Source organism: Streptomyces sp. NPDC059455, assembly GCF_042750115.1.
Taxonomy (GTDB): domain Bacteria; phylum Actinomycetota; class Actinomycetes; order Streptomycetales; family Streptomycetaceae; genus Streptomyces; species Streptomyces endocoffeicus.
In genome coordinates this window covers 1-10492 of the sequence record NZ_JBHYVB010000236.1, presented here as the reverse complement: position 1 = coordinate 10492, position 10492 = coordinate 1, and the positions used below count along the sequence as shown (strand labels likewise).

Genomic DNA, 10492 nt, shown 5'->3' with positions numbered 1-10492 from the left:
GTGGGCTGCTTCAGTTGTTTATATTAGACAGCCCCGGTGACCCCGGCGATCCAGCCGTGCTGGTCGACCACGACGGCCTTGCCGTGGATCCGCGCCAGCAGCGGCGCGGCGACCGCGCGCAGGCCCTCCAGCTCCCGGCTGTGGGCGAGGCGCAATTCGCCCTCGGCCCACCGGGCGGTCGCGGTGACCAGGGAGAGCACCGTCGGATGGGCGGTTCCGGCGGGGCCGCTGACGTCGATGACGCCCAGCAGCCGTCCGTCGCGCGGGTCGTGGACCGGGGCGGCGGCGCAGCTCCAGGCGTGGAAGGCGCTCACGAAGTGCTCCGCCGAATGCACCCGTACGGGGGACTTCACGGCGAGCGCGGTGCCGATTCCGCTGGTCCCGGCGACGTCCTCGGCCCAGTGCGAACCCTCCACGAGCGCGATGCCGTCGGCCTGCCGACGCACCCCCCGATGGCCGTCGATCCACAGGATCCGGCCCTCCGCATCGGCGATGATCATGATGTGCGCGGCCGCCTCCGCCGCGTCCAGCAGCCCGTTGTGCAGGGTGGGCAGCACCTCGGCCAGCCGGGTCTGCCGCCGTCGGCGCTCCAGTTCGTCCAGGCCCAGCGGCCGTGGCGCGCGGCCGTGGTCCGGGTCGAGGCCCAGGCGCAGCATCCGGTCCCAGGAGGCGCCGATCACCGGGCGGGCGGGCAGCGGAAGCCGTCCCCGGCTCAGCGCCGCCTCGCGGATCACCGCCATGAGACGGGCCGATTCGGCGGGGCTCAGCGCGGCCAGGGGACTGGCGTCGCGTGGGTGCTGGGTACGCATGGATGGCAGCCTTCAGCCTCTGCTGAGCGGGGCTTCGTTGCTCCGCGATTGTAGTGAAGAGGCGCGGCGGGGGCTGCGGTCGTGAAGCGGGGGAGAGGCGACCACGACGATGCGAGCAGCCCTTCGGGCCATGGCTCCTACAGGGCGGGCCCGGCCAGTTCGGCCCAGATGGTCTTGCCCGTGGCGGTCTGCCGGGTACCCCAGCTCTCGGTCAGCTGGGCCACCAGCAGCAGTCCGCGGCCGCCCTCGTCGAAGGCGCGGGCGCGGCGCAGATGCGGTGCGGTGGCGCTGCCGTCGGAGACCTCGCAGATCAGGGCCCGGTCATGGATCAGCCGCAGCCTGATGGGCGGGGTGGCGTGCCGGATGGCGTTGGTGACCAGCTCGCTGACCACCACCTCCATGGTGAAGTCGGCCTCCTCGAAGCCCCACGCGGCCAGCCGTTCGGCGGCCTCCCGGCGGGCTCGGGCCACCACGGCCGGGTCGTCCGGCAGCTCTCAGGTGGCCACGCTGTCCGCGTCCAGCCCCCGGGTGCGGGCCAGGAGCAGGGCGATGTCGTCGGTGGGGTGGCCCGGCAGCAGCTTGGCCAGCACCGCCTGGCAGAGGCCGTCCAGGGAGGCGGCGGGCCGGCGAGGGTGGAGCGCAGGGTGTCGATCGCCTTGTCGACATCCGTTCCGCGGGACTCGATCAGCCCGTCGGTGTAGAGGGCCAGCAGGCTGCCCTCCGGCAGTTCGAGCTCGAGCGTCTCGAACGGCAGGCCCCCCAGCCCCAGCGGCGGCCCGCTGGGCAGGTCGAGAAGGGTGGCGGTGCCGTCGGGCGTCACCAGCACGGGCGGCGGATGCCCGGCCCGCGCCAGTGAGCAGCGGCGGGAGACCGGGTCGTAGACCGCGTACAGACAGGTGGCGCCGACCTGGGCGTTGGTCACCCCCACCGCCTCTGCCGCGCCCGCACCACCGTTGTCGTTCTCCGTCTCGTCCGACAGATGGTTGATCAGATCGTCCAGATGGGTGAGCAGCTCATCGGGGGCGAGATCGACGTCGGCGAGGGTGCGCACCGCCGTCCGCAGCCGCCCCATCGCCGCCGACGCCCGTACGCCATGGCCCACCACATCGCCGACGACCAGGGCGACCCGCGCGCCCGACAGCCGGATGACGTCGAACCAGTCGCCGCCCACCCCGGACCGGGAGTCGGCCGGACGATAGCCGGAGGCGACTTCCACGGCGGCGCTCGGGGGCAGGGTGCGCGGCAGCAGACTGCGCTGAAGGGCCAGCGCGGTGTGCCGCTCATGGGTGTACCGCCGGGCGTTGTCGACGCAGACGGCGGCCCTGGCCGTCATCTCCTCGGCGAGCAGCAGATCGTCCTGTTCGAACGGCTCGGGGCGGCGGTGCCGGGAGAAGGTGGCCACGCCGAGGGTGGTGCCGCGGGCCCGTAGCGGAACGGCCATCGTCGAATGGAGCCCGAACCGGTGGATCATGGCGGCCCGCTCCGGGGCCTCGTCGGCACACCGGGCGACGGCGGGGTCGGTGACCCGGTTCAGCATCGCCCGCTCGGCCTTCAGACACTCGGCCGCGGGGGAGAACTCGGGGTAGGCCGCCACCTGCCCCGGCTCCAGTACGGCCTCCGGGCAGCCCGCGAAGACCGACCGGCAGGCGACCCGGCGCAGCAGCACATGGCCGCCCGGCGGGCCGGGGCGCGGTTCGCCGCCGTCGTGCACCGCGGGCAGCAGATCGACCGTGACGAAGTCGGCGAGCTCCGGGACGGCCACATCGGCCAGCTCCTGTGCGGTCCGGTCGATGTCCAGGGTGCTGCCGATCCGCACGCTGGCCTCGTTGAGCAGTGTCAGCCGCTGCCGGGCGGTCAGCTGGGCGGTGGTGTCGTGAGCGGACAGCATCACGGCCGCCGCCCGGCCCTCGTCGTCCAGCAGCGGGGCGACGGCGGCGGACCAGGCAAGCGGGCGGGGGTGGCCGGGCATGGGCGTGGCCAGCTCCAGCCGCTGCCCCTCGCCCGTCTCCAGCGCCCGCCGCATCGTCCGCTCGACCGACTCGGCCTCGGGGCCGGGCAGGATCTCCGGGATCCGCAGCCCCCGCATCTCCTCCTGCGCCAGGCCCATCACCCGCTCCAGGTCGCGGTTGGCCCAGCGCAGCCGCAGCCCGGTGTCGTAGACCGCCATCGTGCAGGGGCCCTCGAGGAAGGAGCGCCGCATCAACTCGTCGTCCCGGGCGGTGTCCCCGGCGCGCGGTACGGCGGAGACGATCAGCCACTCGGGGGCCCCGGCGGACGAGGTGCGGCGGTGCGCCAGCAGCCCCAGCTCCACGGTGGAGCCATCGCGGCGCAGCAGGGTGACCCGCCCGTTCAGCCGGGCGGGCGGGGAGGGGGAGCGCAGCGCGGCCGGCACGTCGGCGCGGGCGGGCGAGGAGTCGTGGAGCAGCTCGGCCGCGGGCCTGCCCACGATCTCGGCGGGGCGGTAGCCGAGCAGCCCGCGGGCCGCCTCGTTCCACCGGGTGACGATGCCGTGCTCGTCGACCGTGGCCTTGGCGGTGGCCCCCTCGCCGAGGAGATCGCCCGACCGGACGGACCACTCGTCCCGCGGGGTGTCCGGTCGCGTCATGCCGTCATCTCACCTTTGCCCCGGTCGTCCGCCGTGGGCGAGGTGCCGGCTCCACCGTGGCGCCCTTGGCGGAGAGTGAACCAATGGTCGCGTCTTCAAGTATGCCCACGGTGAGAGGGGTCGGCACATGGGGCGTGGCCCGCGCATGATGGTCGGGAGCCGGCTGTCACTCGCTGCTGGTACTGTCCCGGATCACAGCGAAACGAACAGAAGTTCTGCAAGGGGTGGGGTTTATGGACATGGTCGTACATGGGGGACATGGCAGGGGTGTCCGTGCGGCCGGTACCGTGCTCACCGCCGTGCTGCTGTGCGGCGGCGCGGTCGGCTGCGGATCGTCCGGTGCGGACGGGAAGTCCGAGGGCAAGGCGGGGGAGAAGTCCTCGGAGCAGGTTCGGTTGGCCCCGGCGGCGGCCGTGCGCGCGGCTGCCAAGAAGAGCGAGAAGCTCACCTCGTTCCGCTACCGGATGAGTGGCCGCACCCCCGAGGACGGGCGGATCGAGGGCGAGGCGGCGATGAGCACCAAGCCGCTCGCCGTCAGCATGAAGATGCGCGCGGTCGGTCAGGGCTCGGACGCGGCGGTGGAGATCCGGATGCTCGGCGGGGTGATGTACCTCGACGGGGGCAAGGAGGCCGCCGCCGGGCTGGACGGCAAGAGCTGGCTCAAGCTGGACCTCGGGGCGCTGGGCGAGAAGGCGACCGGCGCGCTGGCCGGCGGTTCGCTCTCCCGCCAGGCCGACAAGAACCCGGCCGACGAGTCGGCCTTCCTCTCCGGCGCCGACGATGTGAAGCGGCTCGGCGAGGAGACCATCGACGGGGTGCGGACGACGCACTACCGGGGCACCCTCAGCCTCCGCCAGATGCGCGCGAGCCTGAAGGGCGAGGACGCGGCGACCCGCGAGCGCCGCGCGAAGAACCTCAAGGCGTACGAGGGGATGGGGGTCGACCGGCTGTCCATGGACATGTGGATCGACCCGGACGGCCACACCAAGCGGTTCCGCGTCCGCGGCGAGGGGGACAAGGGCCCGCTCGACATGACCATCACCTTCTCGGCCCTCAATGAGCCGGTCACGGTGAAGGCGCCGCCGGCGAACCGGACCATGGACCTCTCCGAGCTGGCGCGGGGGGCCGAGGGCTGATCCGGCGGGGGCGCCTTCACCTGCAGTAGGCGGCGCGGCGGGGTCAGGCGCCCGGTGTGCCCGCCCCGGCCGTGCGGGCCGAGTCGTCCTCCACCCGTGCGCCGGGCAGCCGGTGCCGGGCGGCTGGTGCCGGGCGGCGATGAGGGTGGCGTCCACATCCCGCGTCCCGGACGCCGGGCGGGTACCCCCAAGGCCGGAGGCCAGGTACGTGTTCCATCCAACAGCGCCCGCGGGCGAACCGGCCGCCGCCTACGCCGGGCCCTCGGCCACGATCAGCGCCGAGGCGGCCCGGGAGTGCAGCGAGTCCGGGGTGGTGAGCTGCTGCCCGGCCCGCTCCAGCAGCTCCGCGAGGCGGCCCGTCCGCAGCCGGGTGTCATGGACGGCCACCGCGAGCAGCGAGCGCCACAGCAGCGCCTTGCCCTCCATACCCATCCGGAGCGCCTCCAGCCCCACCAGCGTGTTCACCCCGGTGCGCCGCCGCGGCCGGCTGCCCGGCGCCAGCCGCGCCGTGCGCTCGGCCGCCCGCGACGCGCGGAGCCTGCCGCGGCGGACGGGGACGTCGAGCGAGGCCATGCACCACAGCAGCGACCTGCGGTCCTGGACGAACTCCGCGGTGAGCCTCGTCAGCTCGCCGCCGTTGGCCGAGTGCCGGTGTCCGCGATTCATCCGGCGGGCCGGCCCGACCGCCGCCGTGGCCGCCACCAGATGGTCGTTGAGATAGATCCCGAGCCACGGCGGCGGGTGGATGCCGCCGGAGCGGGTCGCGGCCGGTACAGCCATGGTCGTCCTCCCGACGCCGGGCCCCGAGCAGCGCTGTCAGGACTCCGACGGGTACCCGCCGGGAGGACTCCCAAGAGACGGCCGCCGCGGAGCCGTGTCCCGGGCCGCGGCCAGGGCGCGCCGGTGCAGGTCTTCGAGCGCGTCCAGCACGACCGTGGACTCGTGCCACTCCAGCCACAGCCCCGCCCGGGTGGCCAGGTCGAGCAGGATCGCGGTCTCCGCGTCGGTCAGGCTGTGCCTGGCCTTGGGCACATGGACCGAGAACACCCCGACGACCTCGCGGGAGGCGCCGGTCATGGGGATGCTGTGCGCGGTGCGGGAGCCGGTGGCCAGGATGACCTCGCGGGCGGTGTCGGAGAAGACACGGTCGGTGGAGATGTCCGACACCACCGGCCGGGCGCGGGCCGCCGCCAGCGCACACGCCGTCTCGCCCTCGTCGACATGGGAGAAGAAGTCGATGAACTCCCTGTCGAGGCCGTGGTGCTGCTCCATCCGCAGCCCGGCCGGGTCCGCCAGCTGCAGATCCCCCATGTCGGAGCCCACCACCTCCATGGCCCGGTTCAGCACCCGCTTCACCACCGTGGAGCGGTGGACCTCACCGGGCCGCACATCCGGCAGGAACGGCAGCGCGGGAGCCTCCCCGCGGGTGCGCTCCGGAAACCACAGCGGGCTGCCGGGGGCGGGCCGCTCCATGCGCAGCAGCGCGGCCGCCAGGGTCCGCAGTTTCACGTTGTGCGTCTGTGAGCTGCGCTTGAGCAGGGTGAACGCGGTCTGCTCCGTGGGCAGCCGATAGCGCTCCCACAGAACGCCCTGCGCCTGTGCGATCAGCGGGTGCGAGCGCAGTTTGGCGCGCAGATCGACGGTCTCCCGGCGCAGCCGTATCACCTCCGACACCGCCGTCCGGTCGCCGTCGCGCGCGGAGGTGTCCGCCCCCGCCGCCGTTCCGCCGCAGGCGGCGACGGCCGACTCCACCGTGGCGTACATCCGGATCGTGCCGTCCACCAGCACCGTCCGCAGCAGCCGCGCCACCTCGTCGGCGGCCCCGGCCAGGAGCAGCGGGGCACCGGCCTCGGACAGGGACCGCGCACAGCGCAGCAGACCCCGCACCCCCTCCGCCGTGATCTCCCGGACCCGTGAGAGATCCACGATCACGGCGGCGCCGAGTCTCTCCCGGCCGACCTGCCGCGCGCCCATGAACACGGGGTGATCCGGCCGGTCGAGGCCCCCTTCGGGGCGCAGCAGCCATGCCGCGCCCCCGGATGCCGAACCCGGCACCGGGTGCGGTCGCTCGTCCGGCGCGTTCCTCCGCACGCCCCGGTCGTCGTTCCCGCCCGTCGCATCGATCTCGCGCATCTCCGCCTCGTTCCGCATTCCGTCCGCAGGGGGTTCGGTCCGGGGGAGTACCCCGGACCGAGCCATACCTTGGTCAGACGAGCGGAATGAGTCAACGCGGGCCCGGCGCGGTCAACGCGGCCCCGGCGCGCGCATGGCGTGCAGCGGTCCGCGGTGCAGCGGCGTCGTGCGCCACCGCGCGGTGAAGACGCGGTCCGCGAGGGAGCAGCTGACCACCAGGTGGTGCGGGGTCTCCAGGAACGCGATGTCCACGGTCAGCGTGTCCGGGTCCGTCCAGCCCCCGCTCACCGCCGTGGGAACGGGCGCCTCCGGCCCGGCGTGCACCCGCCACCCCGCGCCGTCGAACCCCAGGTCCAGCCGGGACGCCCGCTCGGCCAGCGAGACGGCCCAGCCACCGGAGCCGTCCTCGGCCACGGTGACCCCCGTCAGGGTCGGCTGGTCCACGCAGACGCCGCCTTCGGGGGTGAATTCCGCGCCGGACCAGGCGCCGGGGTCCGAGAGCGGCGCCGGCTTCGCCGCCAGCGGCGGCAGGGCGAGCCGGGACAGCCGCCGCTCCAGCGCGGCGTCGTCGTCCTCGCGGCCGGTGAGCGGCGCGTCGCCGAACGCGGGCAGCAGATGCTCCCAGACCGCGTCCAGAACGGCCTGCATCCGCTCGGTGTCCGCCGTTGTGGCGATCACCACATCGTGCTCGGGCAGCACCAGGCAGAACTGCCCGAATGCCCCGTCGCCCCGGTACCCGTGCCGGGACATCCAGAACTGGAGTCCGTACCCCCGCCGCCAGTCCGGCCCCGAGCCGCCCGCCATGGGCTCCTCGGTCGGGATCCACAGCCGGGTCGCGTTCTCGACCCAGGAGGCCGGAAGCAGCCGCTCGCCCTCCCACTCACCGCCCCGCAGATACAGCAGCCCCAGCCGGGCGATCGCGTCGGTGGCCGCGAACAGCCCGCTGAAGCCGAGGTCGCGCCCGGCCGGCACCTGCAGCCAGGCAGCCTCGCCGATACCCAGCGGATCGAACAGGCGCGGCCGCAGATACTCCGTCAGCGACTGCCCGGTCACCCGCTGGACGATCGCGGCGAGCGTGTACGTGGCGGGCTGGTTGTACGCGAAGACGGTGCCCGGCGCGCGATCCGGCGGCAGCCGCAGGAAGCCGCGCACGGGCTCCTCCGGGTCCAGCCCGAACGCCCGCTCCAGCGTCTCCTCGAGGTGCCCGCTGGCCATGGACGCGACATGGCGTACGAGCATGGCGCGGCTGCCCGGGTCGGTGATCTCCGCCTCGAACTCGGGGAAGTACGAGATCACGGGAGCGTCGAGGTCCAGCAGCCCCTCGGCGGCGGCCAGCCCCGCCGCCGTGGAGGTGAAGCTCTTGCTGAGGGAGTAGAGCAGATGCGGCCGCTCGGCGGTGTACGGCGCCCACCAGCCGGAGGCGATCAGCCGGCCGTGGCGCAGGATCATCAGACTGTGCGGCTCGATCTCCGGCGCGCCCTCGACGGCGTCGAGGAAGGCGTGGACGCCCCGCGCGTCCACGCCCTCGGCGGCGGGGGTGCTGGTGGGCAGCGGATGAGCACTCATCAGACGGGTCCTCGTGGGGTCAGGGGTGGGCTGCGCCAACCCTCCCCGGCGGGGCGGCGGGTGTCCAGAGGGTTTTGTGCCGCCCGGCCGGGCGGAGGGCGCGGCTGTGGCGGGCCGCGGGCCCGTTGAGAGGATCGGCGGTGACGGATCGCCGGTGATCCGCGAACGCACCAGACACCGGAAGGAACGAACACCTCGTGACCGACTCCGTGACCGATCGCGTGACCGACGACGACGCCGTGCTGACGCGCGTCGAGGGCCGCGCCGGACATATCACCCTCAACCGGCCCCGCGCCCTCAACGCCCTCACCCATCCGATGGTGACCAGGATCGCCGAGGCCCTCACCGCCTGGGAGCGGGACCCGGCCGTATCGGCGGTGGTGATCGACGGGGCGGGGGAGCGCGGGCTGTGCGCGGGCGGCGACATCCGCCTGATCCACCAGGACGTGACCTCGGGCGGCGGCGCGGCCTCGCGGGCGTTCTGGCGCGACGAGTACACGCTCAACGTCCGGATAGCCCGCTACCCCAAGCCCTATGTGGCCCTGATGGACGGCATCGTGATGGGCGGCGGCGTCGGGATCTCGGCCCACGGCGGCGTACGTGTCGTGACCGAGCGCTCCCGGGTGGCCATGCCCGAGACCACGATCGGCTTCGTACCGGACGTCGGCGGCACCCATCTGCTGGCCCGCGCACCGGGCGAACTCGGGACGCACCTGGCGCTCACGGGAGCTTCGGTGGGCGCCGCCGACGCCCTGCGCTGCGGACTGGCCGACCATGTCGTCCCCTCCGGGCAACTGCCCGCGCTGACCCGGGACCTGGCCGCGGAGCCGGTGGCGGACGTCCTGCCCCGGTACGCCGTCGAGGCCCCGGCCGGGACCCTGGACGGCCAGCGGGAGTGGATCGACCAGTGCTATGCGGCGGACACCGTCGAGGAGATCGTGGACCGGCTGATGGCGGTCGGGGAACCGGCAGCCAAGGAGACCGCCGAGACCCTCCTCGCCAAGTCCCCCACGGCGCTGAAGGTGACGCTGGCCGCCGTCCGCGGGGCCCGGGCGCTCGGCTCGCTGGAGCGCGTCATGGAGCAGGAGTACCGCGTCTCCTGCGCGGCCCTTTCCCGCCCTGACCTCGTCGAGGGCATCCGCGCCCAGGTGATCGACAAGGACCGCCGCCCCCGCTGGACCCCGGCGGCTCTCGCCGAGGTCACGGACGCGCAGGTGGCCGGTTTCTTCGTGCCGCCCATCGACGGTGATCTTCGCCTCGGCGACGCTCCGTAGCCGGACGCTCCGTCGGCGTCGATGGGCCGACCATCGGCGTCGACGGCTGAAATAGTGTGCCAAGCGGCACACTTCAGCGGGGTAACCCAATCCGGCAGCCGGTCACCAACTGCTCTTGGTCACGCCGGGGAGTTCACCGGCGTGTGCCATCTCGCGCAGCCGGATGCGGGACAGCCCGAAGGCGCGTAGATGGCCGCGGGGGCGGCCGTCGGTGGAGTCGCGGTTGCGTACCCGGGTGGGGCTGGCGGCGCAGTTCCCGCTGGGCGTCGAGCCGTTCCTCCGCCGGGGTCCTGGGGTCGGCGATGACCGCCTTCAGTTCGGCGCTGCGCTTGGCGTGGCGGGCGACGATCACCGGGCGCTTCTCGTTCTTGGCGATCTTGCTCTTCTTGGCCATCAGACCTTCCCTCCCCGGGCGCGGATGCGGGCCACGGCGGCCTCGATGCCGATCGCGTCGACGGTCTTGATGGCCTTGGCGCTGAGGGCGAGCCGGATATTGAAGCCCGGCATCCACCCCGCGTACCGGCCGGTCGTCTTCCGTGACCGGGCCGGCGACTTCGCCTTCCTCACCCGCTCCACCGCCACCAGTGACAAGACGGTCGAGTGGCAGGACGGCACCACCTACCCGGTCATCGACGTCGAGATCTCCTCGGCGAGCCACCCCTTCTACACCGGCAACCAGCGTGTCGTGGACACCGCGGGCCGCGTCGAGCGGTTCGAGCGGCGCTACGGTCACCGGGGGAGGGGCCGGTGACCGCGGAGGAGAACCGGCTGGCCGTCGCGGTCGTGGGCGGACTGCACGCCGACGCCCGCCGCGCCGCCATCGAGGAGATCCTGCGCACGGTGCCCGGTTCCGTGGCGCTGCACCACGATCTGTCCGCCGCCACCGACCGCGCGGTGCGCCGCACCGTGCGCGACGCATCGGGGCCGCTCGGCGAGGGCGAGGCGCCGCTGGTGAACGACTGCGCGTGC

The 10492-nt window shown here is 73.7% G+C and carries 8 protein-coding genes and 3 pseudogenes; 4 read left to right on the top strand and 7 right to left on the bottom strand.

Annotated features, from left to right (window positions below; translation table 11 throughout):
• Nucleotides 1-23: 23 nt before the first annotated feature.
• Both ACFXB5_RS46255 and ACFXB5_RS46250 read right to left on the bottom strand, forming a co-directional pair.
• Nucleotides 24-809: a GAF domain-containing protein gene (locus ACFXB5_RS46255; protein WP_385220056.1), complete on the bottom strand. Its 786-nt coding sequence runs from the start codon at nucleotides 807-809 to the stop codon at nucleotides 24-26.
• A gap of 137 nt (nucleotides 810-946) precedes the next feature.
• Nucleotides 947-3414: pseudogene (locus ACFXB5_RS46250) on the bottom strand (SpoIIE family protein phosphatase).
• 233 nt (nucleotides 3415-3647) lie between these two features.
• Here ACFXB5_RS46250 and ACFXB5_RS46245 point away from each other — a divergent pair.
• Nucleotides 3648-4550, top strand: a complete 903-nt coding sequence (locus tag ACFXB5_RS46245; protein WP_385220054.1) for a DUF1396 domain-containing protein — start codon at nucleotides 3648-3650, stop codon at nucleotides 4548-4550.
• 249 nt (nucleotides 4551-4799) lie between these two features.
• On the opposite strand, the gene ACFXB5_RS46240 is transcribed toward ACFXB5_RS46245, so the two are convergent.
• From ACFXB5_RS46240 to ACFXB5_RS46230, 3 genes are all read right to left on the bottom strand, one after another.
• Complete coding sequence (locus ACFXB5_RS46240) at nucleotides 4800-5330, bottom strand: hypothetical protein (protein ID WP_385220052.1); 531 nt, start codon at nucleotides 5328-5330, stop codon at nucleotides 4800-4802.
• Nucleotides 5331-5366: 36 nt separating this feature from the next.
• Nucleotides 5367-6683, bottom strand: coding sequence for an ANTAR domain-containing protein (locus ACFXB5_RS46235; protein ID WP_385220049.1), 1317 nt, complete (start codon nucleotides 6681-6683; stop codon nucleotides 5367-5369).
• 111 nt (nucleotides 6684-6794) lie between these two features.
• Nucleotides 6795-8249 carry a serine hydrolase domain-containing protein gene (locus ACFXB5_RS46230; protein ID WP_385220046.1) on the bottom strand — a complete coding sequence of 485 codons (1455 nt, stop codon included), beginning with the start codon at nucleotides 8247-8249 and terminating at the stop codon, nucleotides 6795-6797.
• Between the two features lie 197 nt (nucleotides 8250-8446).
• Between ACFXB5_RS46230 and ACFXB5_RS46225 the strand changes: the two genes are divergently transcribed.
• Nucleotides 8447-9523 (top strand): enoyl-CoA hydratase/isomerase family protein, encoded by a 1077-nt coding sequence (locus tag ACFXB5_RS46225; RefSeq protein ID WP_385220044.1) that lies wholly within the window; start codon nucleotides 8447-8449, stop codon nucleotides 9521-9523.
• A gap of 102 nt (nucleotides 9524-9625) precedes the next feature.
• Here the strand turns inward: ACFXB5_RS46225 and rpsN are convergent.
• Nucleotides 9626-9917: pseudogene (gene rpsN, locus ACFXB5_RS46220) on the bottom strand (30S ribosomal protein S14).
• Nucleotides 9917-10108 carry a hypothetical protein gene (locus tag ACFXB5_RS46215; protein WP_385220070.1) on the bottom strand — a complete coding sequence of 64 codons (192 nt, stop codon included), beginning with the start codon at nucleotides 10106-10108 and terminating at the stop codon, nucleotides 9917-9919. Before ACFXB5_RS46215 ends, rpsN begins: the two are co-directional and overlap by 1 nt.
• Between ACFXB5_RS46215 and ACFXB5_RS46210 the strand changes: the two genes are divergently transcribed.
• Together ACFXB5_RS46210 and ACFXB5_RS46205 are read left to right on the top strand one after the other, a co-directional pair.
• The gene (locus tag ACFXB5_RS46210) at nucleotides 10017-10274 is read left to right on the top strand and encodes a type B 50S ribosomal protein L31 (protein WP_385220041.1); all 258 of its coding nucleotides are present in this window, start codon (nucleotides 10017-10019) and stop codon (nucleotides 10272-10274) included. The genes ACFXB5_RS46215 and ACFXB5_RS46210 overlap by 92 nt on opposite strands.
• Nucleotides 10271-10492: pseudogene (locus ACFXB5_RS46205) on the top strand (cobalamin biosynthesis protein CobW); the annotation flags it as partial. The gene ACFXB5_RS46210 and the pseudogene ACFXB5_RS46205, both read left to right, overlap by 4 nt.